The organism is Litchfieldia alkalitelluris (assembly GCF_002153425.1).
GTDB lineage: Bacteria > Bacillota > Bacilli > Bacillales > Salisediminibacteriaceae > Evansella > Evansella alkalicola.
This window is the reverse complement of the sequence record NZ_KZ119600.1, coordinates 3,217,300-3,236,277: the sequence shown is the minus strand read 5'-3', so window position 1 is coordinate 3,236,277 and position 18,978 is coordinate 3,217,300. Positions and strand designations below refer to the sequence as shown.

The following is an 18,978-nucleotide window of genomic DNA, read 5'->3' as shown; positions in this document are numbered from 1 at the left end:
TGTTGATTTGTAGGTTTCGTTCTATTATGAATGAAAGTCAGTTAGTTGTTGAGTAAAATATTGAGCAGCGACGTACAATGTAAACATAAGTAAATCAATAAATCAATATAAAAGGGAATTCAATTTATATACAACTTATGAAGTGTGAATGCAATTCGTTTTTATTATTGTGTAAGGGGTGAACAATATGTTTAAATTTAATGAAGAAAAAGGACAGTTGAAATGTTCCTTTTGCGGCAAAACACAAGACCAAGTAAGGAAGTTAGTAGCCGGACCTGGTGTGTATATATGTGACGAATGTATTGAATTATGTACTGAAATCGTAGAAGAGGAATTAGGTGGCGAAGAGGAAGTGGAAATGGAAGACATTCCAAAACCACAAGAAATTCGCGAAATTCTAAACGATTATGTTATCGGGCAGGATCAAGCAAAAAAGACCTTATCTGTAGCCGTCTATAATCACTATAAAAGAGTAAACTCCACGAAAAAGAACGACGAAGTGGAATTGGCTAAAAGTAATATTTGTTTAATTGGTCCAACTGGTAGTGGTAAGACACTATTAGCCCAAACATTGGCACGTATTTTAAATGTTCCGTTTGCTATTGCAGATGCAACTTCTCTAACAGAAGCGGGTTATGTTGGTGAAGATGTAGAGAACATTCTTCTGAAGCTTATTCAAGCAGCTGATTATGATGTTGAAAAAGCAGAGCGAGGAATTATTTATATCGATGAAATTGATAAAGTTGCACGTAAATCTGAAAACCCATCAATCACTAGAGATGTTTCTGGTGAAGGTGTTCAACAGGCGTTGTTGAAAATCTTAGAAGGTACGACAGCAAGTGTGCCTCCTCAAGGTGGACGTAAACATCCACATCAAGAATTTATTCAAATTGATACAACAAATGTATTGTTTATCTGTGGTGGTGCATTTGACGGTATTGAACAGATCATTAAACGTCGTTTAGGTAAAAAGGTAATTGGCTTTGGTTCAGAAACGGCGCAAGAGGATTTAAAAGAAGGTCAATACTTATCTAAGATTTTACCTGAGGACCTTTTACGTTATGGCTTAATTCCTGAATTTATTGGGCGTTTACCAGTTATTTCAAGCTTAGAGCCATTAGATGAGGAAGCATTGGTGGAAATCTTGACGAAACCAAAAAATGCATTAGTAAAACAATATCAAAAGCTTCTTGAGCTTGATGAAGTAGAACTAGAGTTTTCGGATGGTGCATTACGTGAAGTTGCAAAGCAAGCCATTGAACGTAAAACCGGTGCACGTGGTTTACGGTCCATTATTGAAAGTATCATGCTTGATGTGATGTATGAACTTCCATCAAGAGAAGATATTGCAAAATGTAAAATCACAGATGAAACGGTCAAAAATAACAAGCGACCTATATTAGAATCTGAAGATGGTAAAGTGATCACAGATGAAAAGAAAGAAGATAATAAAGAAAGTGCATAAATGATGAGAATTGCCTTCGATATATATCGGAGGCTTTTCTTTTTATATAATCTCTATAAATCATGTCTAGCTCCAGCACTTTTTCTACACTTACAAAACTGAGCATTATATGTAAATTCTTCCCTTCTGTAATATTTAAGATTATCCATGTTTGTTAAGGAAACACTAATCAGCACAAACATATTTTGGACAGGAGGGTTTATCCAATGAATCTAACAGGACTTGCCTTTGCGATTCAACTCTTTTTTGGTATTGTCATTGGACTGTATTTTTGGAATATGCTCAGAAACCAACGAACACAAAAGGTTTCAGTTGATAAAGAATCCAAAAAAGAAATGGAACAACTAAGACGAATGAGGTCTGTTCGGTTAAGTGAACCGCTGTCAGAAAAAATCAGACCGAAATCTTTCGATGATATTGTAGGTCAGAAAGATGGTATTCGTTCATTAAAAGCAGCGATATGTGGACCAAACCCACAACATGTCATTATATATGGACCTCCAGGTGTTGGAAAAACGGCTGCAGCAAGACTGGTCTTAGAGGAAGCTAAAAGGAATCCTTCTTCTCCATTTAAACCGAATTCTGTTTTTGTAGAGCTTGATGGAGCAACAGCTAGGTTTGATGAAAGGGGCATAGCCGATCCTCTAATAGGTTCTGTACATGATCCGATTTATCAGGGGGCAGGGGCAATGGGACAAGCTGGTATCCCACAACCTAAACATGGTGCTGTAACGAAGGCACATGGTGGAATTCTATTTATAGATGAAATTGGAGAGTTACACTCCATCCAGTTAAATAAACTGTTAAAGGTTTTAGAGGACCGTAAAGTATTTTTAGAAAGTGCATATTATAGTGAAGAAAATAACCAAATTCCTGAACATATTCATGAAATTTTTAAAAATGGTCTTCCTGCAGATTTTCGTCTTATTAGTGCGACAACAAGGTCTCCAGAAGAAATACCACCAGCTATAAGATCTCGTTGTATGGAAGTATACTTTAGACCACTGACACCATCTGAAATTTGTATTGTAGCAAGAAAAGCAGTGGATAGAATCGGTGTTTCCGTTGATGAGGAAGTTTTCGACCTAACAGCAAGATATGCTTCAAACGGTAGGGAGGCAGTAAATACGATTCAGCTAGCTGCCGGTATGGCTTCTAGTGAAGGGCGTGAGCGAATTACGTTAAGGGATGTTGAGTGGGTTATCCATTCTAGTCAAAAAGCACCAAGGCCTGAAAAACAAATCCATAAAGAAGATAAAATTGGATTTGTAAATGGTCTAGGCGTATATGGACCTAATATGGGATCCATTTTAGATATTGAAGTTACAGTAATGGAGAATAAGGGAAAAGGAACTATAAACATAACAGGAATTGCAGAAGAAGAGAGTACTGGTAATCAAATGCGTCAAGTTAGAAGAAAGAGTATGGCGAAAGGCTCGATTGAAAATGTTCTGACAGTACTTAGAAACATGGGTGAGAATACTTTCGATTATGATATTCATGTCAATTTCCCAGGTGGAATACCTGTAGATGGACCATCAGCAGGTATCTCTATGGCAACAGCCATTTACTCTGCGATTCATAAAGTCCCAGTTTCTCATAAGATAGCAATGACTGGTGAATTGGGAATCCATGGACATGTTAAGCCAATTGGTGGAGTAGTGGCGAAAGTGGAAGCTGCAAAGCAAGCTGGTGCAACAGAAGTGATTATTCCAAAAGCGAATTTACAGTCAATTTTACACGAATATGAAGGAATCCGAATCCATGCTGTAGAAACTCTTGATGAAGTGTTTAATTTAGCATTAGTAAATGAAGAGAAGTTTAAGGAGACAGGACAAGCAACATTACCTGAGGCTTCTTCCATTGCTTTAGGTCAGTCTGGGGTCTAATCTGTCAGACCCCCTTCTTTTACAAAGTCCTTTGTACTTATGAGGGGATTACAATCACTGTCCTTCATAGTATTTAATGGCATTGTTAGACAAACTTCCTTTGATAGGATAAAATTGAGAAGGCATTTGGCAGGACTAAGTATGGGCATTATTTACAATTTTTTTATTATATATGGTAATCGGAAAGGTGGAGGTGTGTACATATGAGTAAAGATACTCTAAGAAGACTCCCTTTACTACCGCTGAGAGGGCTACTTGTTTACCCTACAATGGTGCTTCATTTAGACGTAGGAAGAGATAAATCGGTCCAGGCTTTAGAAAGAGCAATGGTGGATGATCATGAAATTTTCCTTGCAACACAAAAGGAATTATCGATTGATGAACCGGACGAAGGGGACATTTTCTCTGTTGGTACTTTAGCTAAGGTAAATCAAATGCTAAAGTTACCGAATGGAACAATTCGTGTTTTAGTCGAAGGCTTACAGCGTGGGAAAATACAAGTATTCGAAGATAAAGAGGAGTATTTTGAAGTAGAGGTGGAGCTTCTAGAAGAAAGACAAGAAGCGACAGTGGAAGAACAAGCCATTATGAGGAATGTACTGGATCAGTTTGAACAATACATTCAAATTTCAAAAAAAATATCACATGAAACATTTGCTTCTGTTTCTGATATCGTTGAACCTGGACGTTTAGCAGATATTATCTGTTCTCATCTCCCACTAAAAATTGCTCAAAAACAGGAAATTTTAGAAACGGGTTCTGTGAAGGATAGACTAACTAAAGTTTTACAAATATTGAGCAATGAAAAAGAAGTGTTGGGATTAGAAAAGAAAATCGGTCAGCGCGTTAAAAAGTCTATGGAAAAAACGCAGAAGGAATATTATTTGCGCGAGCAGATGAAAGCCATTCAAAAAGAGCTAGGCGATAAGGATGGCAAAGAAGGAGAAATTCAAGAACTCCGAAAAAAAATTGCTGTTGCGAATATGCCTGAATCAGTTGAAGAAAAATGTTTAAAAGAATTAGCCCGTTATGAAAAAATGCCTGCTACTTCTGCAGAAAGCTCAGTAATTCGCAATTATGTAGAATGGCTTGTTCAAATTCCTTGGGATAAAGAAACGGAAGATATGCTAGATATTCATCGCACAGAAAAGATTTTAGATGAAGACCACTATGGTTTAGAAAAGGTCAAAGAGCGAGTTCTCGAATATTTAGCTGTTCAGCAGCTTACAAAAGAATTAAAAGGTCCTATCCTATGCCTTGCTGGCCCTCCAGGGGTTGGTAAAACATCTTTGGCACGCTCTATCGCAAGATCCCTCGGTCGCACATTTGTGAGAATTTCACTAGGTGGTGTGCGAGATGAAGCTGAAATCCGTGGTCATCGCCGTACGTACGTTGGAGCAATGCCAGGTAGAGTGATTCAAGGTATGAAGAAAGCTGGAACTGTGAACCCAGTATTTTTATTAGATGAAATAGATAAAATGGCAAGTGATTTTAGGGGCGACCCTTCCTCTGCTATGTTGGAGGTTTTGGACCCTGAACAAAATAACACGTTCAGTGATCACTTCATTGAAGAGCCATACGATTTATCTAAAGTCATGTTTGTAACGACTGCTAATAATATAGGTGCCATTCCTGCTCCATTAATGGATAGAATGGAAGTTATTCATATTGCTGGGTATACAGAAGTGGAGAAACTTCAAATCGCAAAGGAATATCTTCTACCTAAACAAATGAAGGAACATGGGCTTACTAAAGGAATGCTTCAAGTGAAAGATGAAGCTATTTTAAAGGTTGTTCGTTATTATACACGTGAAGCGGGTGTACGTAACTTAGAGCGCCAAATGGCTACGATTTGTAGAAAAGCTGCAAAATTAATTGTCTCTAATGAGAAAAAGCGTGTTATTGTTACGGACAAAACGGTTGAAGATTTATTAGGAAAACCGAGATTCCGTTATGGAAAAGCTGAATCAGAGAACCAAGTTGGTGCTGCGACTGGATTGGCTTATACGACAGCAGGTGGAGATACATTGACCATTGAAGTTTCCTTATCTCCAGGTAAGGGCAAGCTTATCCTAACAGGTAAGCTAGGGGAAGTAATGAAGGAGTCTGCGCAAGCTGCCTTTAGTTATATACGCTCTAAATCTGAAGAGCTTTCCATTGATCCAGATTTTCATGAGAAAAATGATATTCATATTCATGTTCCAGAAGGTGCTGTTCCAAAAGATGGTCCAAGCGCCGGTATTACTATGGCAACTGCTCTTATATCAGCTCTTACAGGAAAAGCAGTTCGAAGAGAAGTTGGTATGACAGGTGAAATAACCCTTCGAGGAAGAGTTCTTCCAATTGGAGGCTTGAAAGAAAAATCAATGAGTGCCCATCGAGCTGGCTTAACGCATATTATTATGCCAAAGGATAATGAGAAGGATTTAGAGGACATTCCAGATAGTGTCCGTCAAGACTTAACATTCATTCCTGTCTCCCATTTAGATGAGGTACTAGAGGAAGCGTTAGTGGTGAATAAAAAATGAAAATAAATAGTGCAGAAATAGTTATTAGTGCAGCAAAACCCCATCAATTTCCAGCAGGGCCCTTCCCAGAAGTGGCCCTATCTGGACGTTCAAATGTGGGGAAATCATCATTTATAAATACAGTATTAGGTAGAAAAAGTTTAGCCCGAACTTCTCAACGTCCTGGTAAAACGCAGACCCTTAACTTTTATTTTATTAATGAGCGATTTCACTTCGTGGACGTGCCTGGGTATGGATATGCAAAGGTATCTAAGTCTGAACGTGAGGCATGGGGAAAAGTAATGGAAGTGTATTTTCAGGAGCGAGAGCAATTAAAAGGCGTTGTTCAATTAATTGATATCCGCCATAAACCTACGGAAGACGATACCATGATGTATGATTGGTTGAAATATCATGAACATCCTGTCATTATTATTGCTACGAAAGCCGATAAAGTACCAAGGGGCAAGTGGGATAAACATGTCAAAATCATTAAAGAACATTTGAACATGGACCCAAATGATAAGGTTGTTGTCTTTTCTTCTGAAACAGGGGCTGGTAAGGATAAAGCTTGGAAAGAGATGGAAAATTTACTTTTTTCCTAAAGTACAGAGTTACAAATGAAATAGTTACCAATTAATAGTAAAAAGAAAGACTGCTACCATCAATTGTAATTGGTGGAGCAGTCTTTTATTTTTGTATTTTAATATTAATATCTCAGAATACTGATTCCGCCCAACTCCGATTAAGCTGGAGTTTCAATTAGCCAAAGTGGTCGCATTTTCCCTATTGAGAGCATTTCATTTGTAAACCGTATGAAAGATAGTTAATATTATTAATGATTGTATTTATCTTTTTCTAAAAAAGATTAAATAAATACCTACGCCAATTAAAATGATTGGCCAAATCACATCAAAACCACCAAAAAATTGCTTTACCCAGGTGGAAATAAAGTGATTATAAAAAGCAAACAAAGTAATGATCATCAGGACGATTCCTGGGGCTAAACCATCACGTTTTCCGACAAAGTACTTCATGAAAAATGCAACACTGATAATGAGGGTGAAATAGCCCCAATAGTAAGACCAATATCCAAAAGTATGGACGCCGTGGAAGAAAACACCGAGCCCGAGTAACATCATTCCTGAGAACATCTTATTATCATCTTTGTTTGAGAAACCTTGAAATGATAATACAAGTCCGATAATGAACAGGATACTAGGCCAAGCGAACAGTACGTGTGCAAAAGGTATGGATATATTTAACTGTTGGAGTAAAAAATATAATCCAATAATAATTAAAATGAATCCAGGAAACATACTTTTTTTACTCATTCTTAAAGACACTCCTTCTGTTCCTTTAATTAATTTACTAAGTTTTTCCTAATTGGTTACAATAAACAATAAAGGGAAACTATAAAAATTGTACCATCTTATGTATAGTTCGTCACAAAATTATCACATTTGATTGATCAAGGATTTATGAAACGATCCGTTAAAATGTTATAATGAGGGACGAGTTATGACATTTAACATTGTAATAAACTTAGAAACTAAAATAGATATTATTTATTAATAAAAATAGAACCGTTAATGTATGGGGGTGAAAGAAATGCACATCCTAGCTGTCAGTTTGAATTATAAATCAACACCAGTAGAAATACGAGAAAAATTTTCCTTCCAAGGAGATTTGGAAGATTCACTTGCAAAGCTTCGCAAGTCCAAAAGTATTTTAGAATGTGTGATTGTGTCGACCTGTAATCGAACGGAGCTTTATGTAGTTGCTGACCAATTACACACTGGACGCTACTATACGAAGACATTCCTTTCTGAATGGTTTAATATACCGAAAGATGAGTTTACACATCACTTACAAATACGAGAAGATGAACACGCTATTGAGCATCTCTTTAGGGTGACTTGTGGATTAGATTCCATGATCTTAGGTGAAACACAAATTCTTGGACAAATCCGTGAAGCTTTTTCAGTGGCTCAAAATCATCATACAACAGGAACAATATTTAATTACTTGTTTAAGCAGGCTGTCACTTTAGCAAAACGTGCACATTCAGAAACCTCCATTGGAGAAAATGCAGTTTCAGTGAGCTATGCAGCAGTAGAGTTAGGGAAAAAGATCTTTGGTGGATTCCAAGATAAAAAAGCACTATTGTTAGGTGCAGGGAAAATGAGTGAGTTAACTGCAAAGCACTTGGCGGCAAATGGAATTAATGACATAACGGTGATGAACCGTACAAAAGAAAAAGCGATTGAATTAGCTAATAAATTTTCTGGTGAAGCTGGAAGTATGGACGAAATTGGTCCATCATTAATTAAATCAGATATTATCATTAGCTCTACAGGAGCCAAGGATTATGTGGTAACAAAATCATTAGTTGAAAATCTTGTTAAACAACGAAAAGGGCGTCCATTGTTCCTAGTTGATATCGCTGTACCAAGGGATATAGATCCAAGGTTATCTGAGATTGAAAACGTATATTTATATGATATTGACGATCTTCAAGGAATTGTTTCTGCAAATATTGAGGAACGTAAACAGGAAGCAGAAAAGATAGAGTTAATGATTGAAGAGGAACTCATTGCCTTTAGTGAATGGCTTGATACACTTGGTGTTGTACCAGTGATCACAGCGTTGAGAAATAAAGCGATGACTGTTCAATCCGATACGATGGAAAGCCTTGAGCGAAAACTAGGAAATCTGTCTGATAGAGAAAAGAAGGTCATTCGTAAACATATGAAGAGTATTGTGAACCAATTATTACGAGACCCAATTTCAGCTGTAAAAGAACTTCCTGAAGAAGAGAATGCTGAAGAATTATTAAACTTTATTACGAAAGTTTTTGCAATTGAAGATCAACTAGAGGTTCAGGATCAATATCCTACTTATGATATTCAAATTAATAAAGATGAAAGAAAATGGAACGTTGAAAAGAAAAAAGCTAAACTAGCAGTTCAGAAAGAGGCTTTTGCCCGCTCTGTATAGAGAGGGGATACATTTATGTTAATTAATATTATTTATCTTTTAATCGTTACACTATATAGCTTGAGTGTATTAGGTTTTTTTATCGATTTTATACAAAACAACCAGAAGGTTAATCGCATTGCCTTCTGGTTGCTTTCTATTGTCTGGATTCTTCAACTGTTGTTTTTACTTATTCGAATGATTGAGTACAATAGACTTCCGTTAATGACGATATTTGAAGGAATGTTCTTCTATTCTTTTATTGTTGTTACCCTCTCCTTAATCATCAGCAAGTTCTATAAATTGGATTTTTTGTTATTATTTGTTAATATTATCGGATTTGCTATTATGGCCATTAGTTTTATTGCACCATCTGGGGACGTTTCACCACAATTGATGGAACTACTTGTCCTAGAATTGTTAATTATCCACGTTACCTTTCTCCTTCTTTCCTATGGAACTTTCACATTATCCTTTTCCTTCTCTTTCTTGTATTTTTTGCAACACCATATGTTAAAGGGGAAAAAATGGGGGAAGCGGATGGGGCGACTTGGGAATTTATTTACTTTAGCTCATTTATCATTCGTTTTTACAATGATAGGGTTTCCCTTAATGTTATTAGGGATTATTCTAGGAGTTGTTTGGGCTTGGACAGAATATCAAATGGTTCCTTGGTTTGATACGAAAGTCTTAAGTTCGTTCTTTGTTTTATTTATTTATGGCGTATTTTTATTTCAATGGGTAGTAAGGAAAAAAAGGGGATACGGAATGGCTTTACTGAATATAGCTGCCTTTCTCGTCCTTTTAATTAATTACTTTTTATCCACATCATTTTCTAATTTTCATATATGGTAGTAAAATAATGTGTAGAGTTTAACAAATTCTTTGGAGGTTGTCATGAGGAAAATAGTTATAGGATCACGGAAAAGTAATTTAGCAATGACTCAAACAAACTGGGTAATAGATCAATTAAAATCACTTGGTCTAGATTATGAATTTGAAATTAAAGAAATTGTAACGAAAGGAGATAAAATTCTCGACGTTACATTATCGAAGGTTGGTGGAAAAGGTCTCTTCGTAAAAGAAATAGAGAAAGCTATGTATGACGGGGAAATCGATATTGCGGTACATAGTATGAAGGATCTACCTGCAGTTGTGGCAGATGGCTTAACGATTGCAGCAGTCCCAGAAAGGGAAGACCCAAGGGATGCGTTTATCTCTAACAGCGGTGAAGGGTTGATGGAGTTGCCAGCAGGCGCAGTTGTTGGGACGAGCAGTTTACGACGTTCTGCACAAGTTCTAGCTAAGCGTCCAGATCTTGAAATTCAATGGATTAGGGGAAATATTGAAACAAGGCTTAGAAAGTGTCGAGAGGAAAACTTTGATGCAATTATTTTAGCTGCAGCTGGTATAAAGCGTGCCGGTTGGAATCCTGAAATTGTTACGGAATATTTAGAGCCTGAAACATGCCTACCAGCAGTAGGGCAAGGTGCACTAGGAATAGAGTGCCGTGCCGATGATAAGGAAGTTGTAGAACTTCTATCAAAAATAAATGATAATAACACAGAAAAAACGGTCGCAGCTGAGCGTGCATTTCTTCATACTGTTGAAGGGGGTTGCCAAGTACCGATAGCAGGGTATGCAACTCTTCTAGATAATGATGAAGTGTCGTTAACAGCACTTGTGGCTTCTCCAGATGGTAAACAAGTTTTCAAAGAAACAATGGTTGGAGAAGATCCAGTTGCCATCGGTAAAAAAGTTGCTACTATCATTCTAAATCAAGGTGCAAAGGAAGTACTTGACCAAGTAAAAGAAGATCTTGACCTATAAGGAGTGATCGTATGACTTTACTCCATGGGAAATCAATTTTAAATACACGAGCAGTCCATCAAGCAGCGGAATTAACAAAGAAACTAGAAGAATATGGAGGGGAAGTCATTGAGTTTCCCCTCATTTCTATCAGTGAGCCTAAGGATCCGAGGGCTGTTAAGGAAGCTATACAAAAGATGGAGAACTATCAATGGCTTGTCTTTACTAGTGCTAACAGTGTTGACTTCTTTATCCATTATTTAAAACAAGCAGGAAAAGAAACGACACTACTTAAGGAATATAAGGTTGCAGCAGTTGGAAATAAGACTGTAATGGCACTAGAGGATTTTGAAGTAGAAGTGGACCTAGTACCAAAACAGTTTGATGGGGTACACTTAACGGAAGAGCTTGTTAAAGTCGTCTCAGGCCCCGTTCTTTTTCCTAGAAGTAATCTTTCAAGCAATCACTTAATTAATGTGTTGCAAAACCATAATATAAAAGTGGATGCTCCGTTTGTATATGAAACGACTTATAATTTTTCCAATAAAATTGCTTTAAACGAAGCACTCAAATTAAAGCATATTGATATTATCACCTTTACTAGTCCATCTACTGTCCATTCTTTCTTTCAGCAAGTAAATCACAGTGATAAGTCTTTGCATGATCTGAGTTATGCAGTAATTGGGACCGTTACGGCAAAGGCCCTAAAAGGCTATGGGATAAGTGAAATGATAATACCAGATTCTTTTACCATTGAAAGTATGGTTGAGGCGATGATTGACAAGGAAAATTTGATGAGGGGGAAAGCATAAATGGATAATTTACAATTTAAACGACATCGTAGATTAAGAAACAGCGCGGGAATGCGTAATATCGTTCGTGAAACACATTTACATAAAGAAGATTTAATTTACCCTATTTTTGTGAAGGAAGGTACGAATCTTAAAAATGAAGTAGCTTCTATGCCCGGGGTATATCAATGGTCTCTAGATCGCTTAGATGAAGAAATAGATGAAGTTGTGAGCCTTGGTATTTCAACTATTATCGTCTTTGGAGTTCCTGCAGATAAAGATGAATGCGGGAGTTCTGCTTATGATTCAAACGGAATTGTCCAAAAAGGTATTAAGCATATTAAGGGGAAATACCCTGATTTAATCGTCATTGCAGACACGTGTCTCTGTCAGTTTACTGACCATGGTCATTGTGGTGTGATTGAAGAAGGACAGATTTTAAATGATCCTTCTTTAGAGCTTTTAGCTAAAACGGCAGTCTCACAGGCCGAAGCAGGTGCTGATATCATTGCACCATCAAATATGATGGATGGGTTCGTGGCTGCCATTCGTCAAGGTCTAGATGAGGCTGGTTATGTTGATGTACCAATTATGAGCTATGCTGTTAAATATGCTTCTGCATTTTACGGACCATTTCGTGATGCAGCTCATAGTTCGCCAAAATTCGGTGATAGAAAAACATATCAAATGGATCCAGCTAACAGATTAGAAGCCCTTCGGGAAGCGCAGTCAGACATCAATGAAGGTGCAGACTTCTTAATTGTGAAACCTGCATTATCGTACTTAGATATTATTCGAGATGTGAAGGATCGTCATCCTGTACCAGTGGTAGCTTATAATGTCAGCGGTGAATATTCCATGGTAAAGGGTGCTGCATTAAACGGATGGATAGACGAAAAAGCAGTGGTGTTAGAGAAGCTAACTAGCATGAAGCGTGCAGGAGCAGACTTGATATTAACATACTTTGCGAAAGACGTTGCAAAATGGTTGAATGAAAACTAGAGTTGGAGGTTGATATTCATGCAATGGAATAAATCAGTTGAAGCATTTGAAAAAGCTAAAAAGGTCATGCCAGGTGGCGTAAATAGTCCTGTTCGTGCCTTTAAATCTGTTAATATGGATCCAGTTTATATGGAAAAGGGCAAAGGATCTCATATATGGGATATTGATGGTAATGAATATATTGACTACGTTCTTTCTTGGGGGCCACTTGTATTAGGACATGCTGATGATCAAGTGGTGGAGTCCTTGAAAGCAGTCACTGAAAAAGGGACAAGCTTTGGTGCACCTAACGAAATGGAAACAAAGCTAGCAGAACTAGTGATTGATCGCGTTCCATCTATTGAAGTCGTTCGTATGGTGAATTCTGGGACAGAGGCAACGATGAGTGCTCTTCGTTTAGCAAGGGGTTATACTGGTCGAAATAAAATAGTGAAATTTGAAGGCTGCTACCATGGACATGGAGATTCCCTTCTAATCAAGGCAGGGTCAGGTGTTGCAACACTGGGCTTGCCGGATAGCCCTGGAGTTCCAGAGGCTGTGGCAAAAAATACATTAACGGTCCCTTACAATGATCTAGAAAGCTTACAGTATGCATTTGATCACTTTGGTGATGATATTGCTGCTGTTATTCTAGAACCAGTCGCAGGAAACATGGGGGTTGTCCCACCAGAGCCAGGTTTTTTAGAAGGTGTTCGTAAGATGACAGAGGACAATGGCACCTTAATGATTTTTGATGAGGTAATGACAGGTTTTCGCGTGGGATATGAATGTGCTCAAGGAGAATTTGGTATTACACCTGATTTAACATGCCTTGGTAAAGTAATAGGTGGAGGTCTGCCAGTAGGGGCTTTTGGTGGAAAGCGTGAAATTATGGAACAAATAGCACCAGCAGGTCCAATCTATCAGGCAGGTACTCTTTCTGGGAACCCACTTGCCATGACTGCAGGGTATGAAACACTAAGTCAGCTTACACCTGAAAGTTACGAACGCTTTAATGAGCTTGGAAAACGATTAGCTGATGGTCTTGCTGAAGCTGCGAAAAAGTATGATATTCCACATCAAATTAACCGAGCAGGTTCTATGGTTGGATTCTTCTTTACGAATGAAAAAGTATATAATTTCGAAAAGGCTTCTTCTTCGGATTTGGAAATGTTCGCAACGTATTTTAAGTACATGCTAGAAGAAGGTATTTCTCTTCCACCATCACAATTTGAAGGGATGTTCCTATCTACGAAGCATACGGAAGAAGACATTAATAAGACAATTGCTGCAGCTGAAAAAGCATTTGCGAAAATTAAAGAGGGACAATAAATAAAGTAAGTAGTTCCGTTCGTAGAGAGAAAAAGACAAATATAGATGTAATTATTACTAGTCCAAAAAGATAGCTGATTGGACTAGTAATTTTTTTGAGGATTTTTGGTCACTCAATGAAAGGAGAAAACTTCGTACTTCGTATGTAGCAAACCTGAATCCGTAATAGTAGGTGTTGATATGACCTCCATCTACTTCCCTTTCACGCAAGGTACAAGTGCGACATCAGCTCATTCTTCGCTGTGTCTTCTTTGCCGCGGGCCGCTGGTAAGCTTACAAGATCAAAATTATTATTAATGATATCATCTATATCCAATGATCATGGGGCAAGGTCTAAATCTTGCCCAACAATTATTCTCCATTCTCCATCTTTCTTTAATACTGGAAAGGTTCTACGTTCTAAAAAATCATTAGCAACTAGTTCTATTATTACTTCGAATTCATTATTATTAACCATGGTTAAATCTATTATTTCAGTATCAGTAACTTCTTGTGGGAGCATATCTTTATATTGTTCTTCTTGTATACTTTTGTCTGGGAATCTAATGTCATCTGTATATTTGACCATCGTTTCAATATCCTTTTCTTCCATTGCAGTTAAATATTTTATTACAATATTTTCAACTTCTTTTTCAGTTATGGATGTTGCAGAATTAGAAAGATGTGAACTACTAGTATCTAAAAACGAAAGGATACTAGGTAACGTTAAAATAATAAATATGATGCTAGCGGCTGTTGCTGCTAAATAATATTTGTATTTTTTATAGGCTGGTCTTTTCGAAGTATTTAACTTGTTATTAAATTGTAAATATAATTCATTTTTATCCCTTTCTGTAAGATCAAATTTTTTATCCATAGATTGTAAACTACTTTCCATTCTTTTTAATTCACTCATATCGGAATCCCTCCTTTTCTAGTTGATTCTTTAAATGATTTAGTCCTCTAGATAAATTCGTTTTTACTTTACTCTCACTCCACCCTAAAATTTGTGCAGTTTCCATAATAGAGAGTTCCTTGATTTTTCTTAAAATAATCACTTCTCTGTATGGGCGTTTTAATTTTTCTAAAGCACGATATAGTTCTTTTTCCTGTTCATTTAGTGAAAATGACTCTTCAGGCGTAGAGCTTAATGATTTTGAAATAGTAGGAGTTAAATAAGCTTTTAATTTATTTCTTCTCATATAGTCAATGGCTAAATTCCTTGCAATTTTGTATAACCAACTTTTAGGGTTTTCACCATTAAAGGTTTCGAGATTGTTGTATGCTTTGATAAATGTATCCTGCATGATATCTTTTGCCTGTTCTTTATCATAAATAAAATAAAAGATAAATTTATAAACATCATTGCTATGTTTCTTATACCAATCTTGGATTAATTTTTTCTGGTGAGTCTGATCCAATATAAATTCCTCCAACTTTATATATTACTTATCCTACCTTACTAACGAATAAAAAATGGAAAAGTGACAATTAATTTATTGATATGATGAAAACTCTTCTAGTTTTAATAGCAAGTGATTGTTCCTTCCCACAGGAATCATGCATATTTCATAGTGATAGAACATAGAAGTGTAACGTATGAACACTATTTTGGAAAGTGGAATTGACATCAAGAACAGCTTAGTGACAAGCAGTTTATTATAAAGGGGGAATTACGTTGACGTATGAACAACCATCATCATTGTCTTTTTCCATCAAAGAATCAGTTTGGTTAAATCGTGGTAGCGAGATTGACGAACTCTTATCATTAGTATTGGAACCGGATATTAGTATCCAAGAAGAAGGAGATCAAGTTTTTGTTAGGGGTAACCTCCAATTGTATGGAGAATACCGTCCGAAAGAGGCTGAGGAAAATGATTCAGGAACTTTCGCAGATCAAGTTTCCTTCCGATCCGTGGAGGAAGTGTCTATGTCGGATGACGGGGTAGGATTAATTCGTCATTCCTTTCCGTTAGATGTGACTATACCTAAGGAGAGAATTGATAATCTAGACAATTTATTTGTCACTGTAGACGAATTTGATTATGAGCTACCAGGTAAGGGGTGCATTGAGCTCGAAGCAAATGTATCAGTAAGTGGGATTAAAAGTGATCAAAGTAGTTACTCATTCTCAGAAGCACGAAATGATTCATATGAAGAATCATTTGAAAGAAGTGTGAATCAGGAGCAATCAACACCAGAGCCTGAACAATTCGAAGATTCTAGAGTGAGCTATAATGAATTCCAATATGAAGAACCCAATGTAAATGAGGAACCAGTAGAGTCCTTTCAACCTGAGCAAGAGGACGATGAGAGAAGCTTCCATTTTGAAGCTGTGAGACCAGCAGAAGAGGAACCAAATGAAGAGGATTACGTACTAGAAAATGTGGACGATGGAGAATCAAGATATCAAGGACAAGAGTTTGGAGAAGTAGAAGCCGAAGCTGAGCCAAATATCGAGCAAGATACTACATCAGAGGAACCAGTGGAGGTCGAACCAGCTAGAGGTGAGACTTCTAATCAAGAAGAACCTACTCCTGTAGAAGTAGTGGACGCTGTAACTAGTGACGAAGGTGAGGAAAGGGTGGAATCTACTACTCCAACAGTAAAGTTTGCTTCTAATCCAAATGTATCTTCTGTTGATGACGATCGTCCAGCAGGAGAAGGGGAGGAGAACGGCTCAGAAGCAGCTGAAGTACAGCCTAGAAAGGAAGAAAACGCCCTCTACTTAACGAAAATGTTAACAAAAGGGGAAGAAGAGTTTTCAAAGCTTAAAATGTGCATCGTACAAGATGGAGAAACTCTCGAAATGATTGCAGAAAGATATAAACTACAAGTTAGTCAATTAGTAAGGATGAATAGATTAAATGAAGACCGTGTTTCAGAGGGAGAAATTTTATATATTCCAGTGAAGGCAACTGTCTCATCCGAAACATCCGACTCTTGATAGGAGGGAGGAAGGATGATTAGTTTATCAACTCTCGTACAAAGCTATGGCTTTAAACATGCAGATTGGGAAGTAGAAGGGGAAGTATTAAAAACAGAAAAAGGGTTGAAGCGTATTTCCTATTGGGCTGATCAAGATCAAGTCTTATGGCATATAAAATGGCGTGACCATCTGGCAGATAAAACGGGCTATTTAACAAACCGTATGATTCAAACCTTGAATGGAGAAAGAATGATATTGACTGACGAGGGCTGGCTTACGTTACATGATAATGTAACCAGCCTGTTTCCTTATAAGGATAGGGAAGGAGAATTTGGTAAGTTTATTGGCCAATACTTTTCGTTGAATATTGAGGAACCTGGTGATTATCATGATCCTGTTAATATGGATCGAATCAATAATCATCTGAAATATCCAATTAATCAAGGGTTTAGTGAGGAGATTCAACCGTTTATAGAGCGTTTAAGGAAAGAGGCGTTGTTACGTCTTTCAAAGGCAAAGCGTTTACGTGAAGAATCCTTTGGGGAGGAAGCAACTGCATTAATTCCTGTTGTATCGCCTATTTTTTCCTTAGATCAAGGAAAGATAGTTTTTGAAAAACTATATTGGCAGCATGGTACTGAGCGCCCTGAAAAAGGTTATCGATCGTTACAAATCATTTTGTCTCAATGGTTACAAAGGTACGGAAAAAAATCTTTATATACACTTTTGTATGAAATAGATAAACATTTTCCTCTTAAAAAAAATCATTTTAAGAATCTGCTAGCAGACTGTCTCACACCTTGGGAATTCACTTTATTCCTAGAACAAATACAAAAGATAGATGATCCAAATCAAATGGAGGTCTTAAAAGAAAAGCTAACGTTTCAATGGGAAGAATCTCGCCAGCTTGTTAAGGCACTGAGTGAGTGGTTTGACCTCACAAGAGAGAAGGTGCCTACTGTATGACAATCCAAATACAGCAAAAGCCAATAGGTTCCGTACTTTTTCAGTACGACCTTTATCCAGAGAAAATTGAATCGTATGGAAAAGTAAAGAAAATCTATACTTCAACTGGCCAATATGCCCTAAAGGAAACATTAATGACGGAAGAAGATGGAGACTGGTTCATCCACGTCATGAAAAGGTTGGAGAGAATAAATTTTAATTACGTTATACCAGTTATTCCAACGAAATATGGAGACTTTCTATTACGGTATGGAGACAAAGTTTTTTACTTGATGCCTTGGTACGAGGATCATAAAGAATTTCGATACCCTGTGGAACCAGAAGAAGTGATGGCAGAAGAGATTGCAAAGCTTCATAGCTTAACGGAAAGGACACAGGATTATTCTGAATCTGTACTAGAGGATTCTCATGAAGCCCTCAGAAAAAGATGGGGCCTTCGGAGAATTGAAATGGAGCGATATATAGATCAGATTGAGATGAATGAGTACTATTCTCCATTTGAGTTGACTCTTTTAACCCACTTTCAAAGAACCTTATTCATGGCAAACGAGGCAGAGCAACATTTGAAAGCCTGGTTTGAAGGGGCGAAAGAGAAGGAAAGCTTTAGAAGTGTCTTGTGTCATGGAAAACCTAGTAGAAAGCATGCTTGCTTTGATAAATACGGAACAGCATATCTCTTTAATTTTGAAAAAGCTGTTTTGGATACACCTTCCCGTGACCTGGCACTTATGTTCCGTCATTTCTTCCAGTCCAGACCATGGGATGAGCATGAGGGAAGGCACTGGCTTCAACTATATGAAAAACAATTTTCATTATCTGAAGAAGAGAAACATTTATTTATAAGTTATTTGGCATTCCCTGAAAGTATTTATCAGACAGTAGATACTTACATGAAAAAGGACGGGAAAATGACAGAGTTTCAAGCGGTAACACAGTTGGAAAGAAAGATATTAACCATGAATCGTATTCACAGATTTATGAACAGTATTTTTCCGAAGAACCAAAATAATGGCTAAAAAGTGATGCTATCTCCATGTTATGGGGATAGCATTATTTATGCTAAAGGCATTGATTGAACTACGAGAACCAGCCTAAAGCTTGGGATAGGTAAAGGAGTACAAATATCCCTAACAAAATCATATCGAAGGTTGTGGGCAATAACAGAGTACGAATAAATTGAAAGACAATTAATGGCAGGAGTAATTGATAAAAAACATCGATTCCTCGCTGAAACCACCGTGGCCATCGAAAGTTCCTCATCCGTCGCTTGAATTTCATCGTATTCCCCCTTCAATACTGATATCACTATCATATGCATGATTCGAAAATGGGTTCTATATTGGGAGGATAT

General features: G+C 37.2%; 16 protein-coding genes. 13 read left to right on the top strand and 3 right to left on the bottom strand.

All coding sequences use genetic code 11. The annotated features are described in order from the left end of the window. The first annotated feature begins 187 nt into the window (after nt 1–187). From clpX to yihA, 4 genes are all read left to right on the top strand, one after another. Nucleotides 188–1,465: an ATP-dependent protease ATP-binding subunit ClpX gene (clpX, locus tag BW724_RS15650; RefSeq protein ID WP_088076119.1), complete on the top strand. Its 1,278-nt coding sequence runs from the start codon at nt 188–190 to the stop codon at nt 1,463–1,465. Between the two features lie 206 nt (nt 1,466–1,671). After that, the gene (gene lonB / locus BW724_RS15645; protein ID WP_088076118.1) at nt 1,672–3,354 is read left to right on the top strand and encodes an ATP-dependent protease LonB; all 1,683 of its coding nucleotides are present in this window, start codon (nt 1,672–1,674) and stop codon (nt 3,352–3,354) included. A gap of 203 nt (nt 3,355–3,557) precedes the next feature. Continuing rightward, nucleotides 3,558–5,882 (top strand): endopeptidase La, encoded by a 2,325-nt coding sequence (gene lon, locus BW724_RS15640; protein WP_088076117.1) that lies wholly within the window; start codon nt 3,558–3,560, stop codon nt 5,880–5,882. Continuing rightward, nucleotides 5,879–6,466, top strand: coding sequence for a ribosome biogenesis GTP-binding protein YihA/YsxC (yihA, locus tag BW724_RS15635; RefSeq protein WP_088076116.1), 588 nt, complete (start codon nt 5,879–5,881; stop codon nt 6,464–6,466). Before lon ends, yihA begins: the two co-directional genes overlap by 4 nt. A gap of 243 nt (nt 6,467–6,709) precedes the next feature. Here the strand turns inward: yihA and BW724_RS15630 are convergent, their stop codons facing one another. Beyond that, the gene (locus BW724_RS15630; protein WP_088076115.1) at nt 6,710–7,195 is read right to left on the bottom strand and encodes a LiaI-LiaF-like domain-containing protein; all 486 of its coding nucleotides are present in this window, start codon (nt 7,193–7,195) and stop codon (nt 6,710–6,712) included. Nucleotides 7,196–7,472: 277 nt separating this feature from the next. Here BW724_RS15630 and hemA point away from each other — a divergent pair, with 277 nt between their 5' ends. From hemA to hemL, 6 genes are read left to right on the top strand one after another with little or no spacing between them, the layout of a single operon-like run. Continuing rightward, nucleotides 7,473–8,861: a glutamyl-tRNA reductase gene (hemA, locus tag BW724_RS15625; RefSeq protein WP_088076114.1), complete on the top strand. Its 1,389-nt coding sequence runs from the start codon at nt 7,473–7,475 to the stop codon at nt 8,859–8,861. Nucleotides 8,862–8,876: 15 nt separating this feature from the next. Next, nucleotides 8,877–9,695 carry a cytochrome C assembly family protein gene (locus BW724_RS15620; RefSeq protein ID WP_088076113.1) on the top strand — a complete coding sequence of 273 codons (819 nt, stop codon included), beginning with the start codon at nt 8,877–8,879 and terminating at the stop codon, nt 9,693–9,695. A gap of 42 nt (nt 9,696–9,737) precedes the next feature. Further along, complete coding sequence (gene hemC / locus BW724_RS15615) at nt 9,738–10,670, top strand: hydroxymethylbilane synthase (protein ID WP_088076112.1); 933 nt, start codon at nt 9,738–9,740, stop codon at nt 10,668–10,670. A gap of 11 nt (nt 10,671–10,681) precedes the next feature. Further along, complete coding sequence (locus BW724_RS15610) at nt 10,682–11,461, top strand: uroporphyrinogen-III synthase (RefSeq protein ID WP_088076111.1); 780 nt, start codon at nt 10,682–10,684, stop codon at nt 11,459–11,461. After that, nucleotides 11,462–12,442 carry a porphobilinogen synthase gene (gene hemB, locus BW724_RS15605; protein WP_088076110.1) on the top strand — a complete coding sequence of 327 codons (981 nt, stop codon included), beginning with the start codon at nt 11,462–11,464 and terminating at the stop codon, nt 12,440–12,442. Nucleotides 12,443–12,460: 18 nt separating this feature from the next. After that, the gene (hemL, locus tag BW724_RS15600) at nt 12,461–13,753 is read left to right on the top strand and encodes a glutamate-1-semialdehyde 2,1-aminomutase (protein WP_088076109.1); all 1,293 of its coding nucleotides are present in this window, start codon (nt 12,461–12,463) and stop codon (nt 13,751–13,753) included. Between the two features lie 319 nt (nt 13,754–14,072). Here hemL and BW724_RS15595 read toward each other — a convergent pair whose 3' ends face one another. Both BW724_RS15595 and BW724_RS15590 read right to left on the bottom strand, forming a co-directional pair. Then, nucleotides 14,073–14,648 carry a hypothetical protein gene (locus tag BW724_RS15595; protein ID WP_088076108.1) on the bottom strand — a complete coding sequence of 192 codons (576 nt, stop codon included), beginning with the start codon at nt 14,646–14,648 and terminating at the stop codon, nt 14,073–14,075. Next, nucleotides 14,641–15,153 carry an RNA polymerase sigma factor gene (locus BW724_RS15590; protein ID WP_088076107.1) on the bottom strand — a complete coding sequence of 171 codons (513 nt, stop codon included), beginning with the start codon at nt 15,151–15,153 and terminating at the stop codon, nt 14,641–14,643. The genes BW724_RS15595 and BW724_RS15590 overlap by 8 nt, the downstream gene beginning before the upstream one ends. 257 nt (nt 15,154–15,410) lie before the next feature. Between BW724_RS15590 and spoVID the strand changes: the two genes are divergently transcribed. Genes spoVID through ysxE form a run of 3 tightly spaced genes read left to right on the top strand, consistent with a single transcriptional unit; the run spans nt 15,411 to nt 18,643 of the window. Then, entirely contained in the window at nt 15,411–16,679 is a 1,269-nt protein-coding gene (gene spoVID, locus BW724_RS15585) for a stage VI sporulation protein D (RefSeq protein ID WP_088076106.1), read from the top strand. A 15-nt stretch (nt 16,680–16,694) separates the two neighbouring features. Beyond that, nucleotides 16,695–17,627 (top strand): hypothetical protein, encoded by a 933-nt coding sequence (locus tag BW724_RS15580; protein ID WP_088076105.1) that lies wholly within the window; start codon nt 16,695–16,697, stop codon nt 17,625–17,627. After that, nucleotides 17,624–18,643 carry a spore coat protein YsxE gene (gene ysxE, locus BW724_RS15575; protein ID WP_088076104.1) on the top strand — a complete coding sequence of 340 codons (1,020 nt, stop codon included), beginning with the start codon at nt 17,624–17,626 and terminating at the stop codon, nt 18,641–18,643. The genes BW724_RS15580 and ysxE overlap by 4 nt, the downstream gene beginning before the upstream one ends. Nucleotides 18,644–18,978: the final 335 nt, after the last annotated feature.

Excerpts from the sequence above, each read along its gene's own strand:
- clpX (WP_088076119.1), top strand. The coding sequence starts at position 188 with ATGTTTAAATTTAATGAAGAAAAAGGACAGTTGAAATGTTCCTTTTGC.
- lonB (WP_088076118.1), top strand. The coding sequence starts at position 1,672 with ATGAATCTAACAGGACTTGCCTTTGCGATTCAACTCTTTTTTGGTATT.
- lon (WP_088076117.1), top strand. The coding sequence starts at position 3,558 with ATGAGTAAAGATACTCTAAGAAGACTCCCTTTACTACCGCTGAGAGGG.
- yihA (WP_088076116.1), top strand. The coding sequence starts at position 5,879 with ATGAAAATAAATAGTGCAGAAATAGTTATTAGTGCAGCAAAACCCCAT.
- BW724_RS15630 (WP_088076115.1), bottom strand. The coding sequence starts at position 7,195 with ATGAGTAAAAAAAGTATGTTTCCTGGATTCATTTTAATTATTATTGGA.
- hemA (WP_088076114.1), top strand. The coding sequence starts at position 7,473 with ATGCACATCCTAGCTGTCAGTTTGAATTATAAATCAACACCAGTAGAA.
- BW724_RS15620 (WP_088076113.1), top strand. The coding sequence starts at position 8,877 with ATGTTAATTAATATTATTTATCTTTTAATCGTTACACTATATAGCTTG.
- hemC (WP_088076112.1), top strand. The coding sequence starts at position 9,738 with ATGAGGAAAATAGTTATAGGATCACGGAAAAGTAATTTAGCAATGACT.
- BW724_RS15610 (WP_088076111.1), top strand. The coding sequence starts at position 10,682 with ATGACTTTACTCCATGGGAAATCAATTTTAAATACACGAGCAGTCCAT.
- hemB (WP_088076110.1), top strand. The coding sequence starts at position 11,462 with ATGGATAATTTACAATTTAAACGACATCGTAGATTAAGAAACAGCGCG.
- hemL (WP_088076109.1), top strand. The coding sequence starts at position 12,461 with ATGCAATGGAATAAATCAGTTGAAGCATTTGAAAAAGCTAAAAAGGTC.
- BW724_RS15595 (WP_088076108.1), bottom strand. The coding sequence starts at position 14,648 with ATGAGTGAATTAAAAAGAATGGAAAGTAGTTTACAATCTATGGATAAA.
- BW724_RS15580 (WP_088076105.1), top strand. The coding sequence starts at position 16,695 with ATGATTAGTTTATCAACTCTCGTACAAAGCTATGGCTTTAAACATGCA.
- ysxE (WP_088076104.1), top strand. The coding sequence starts at position 17,624 with ATGACAATCCAAATACAGCAAAAGCCAATAGGTTCCGTACTTTTTCAG.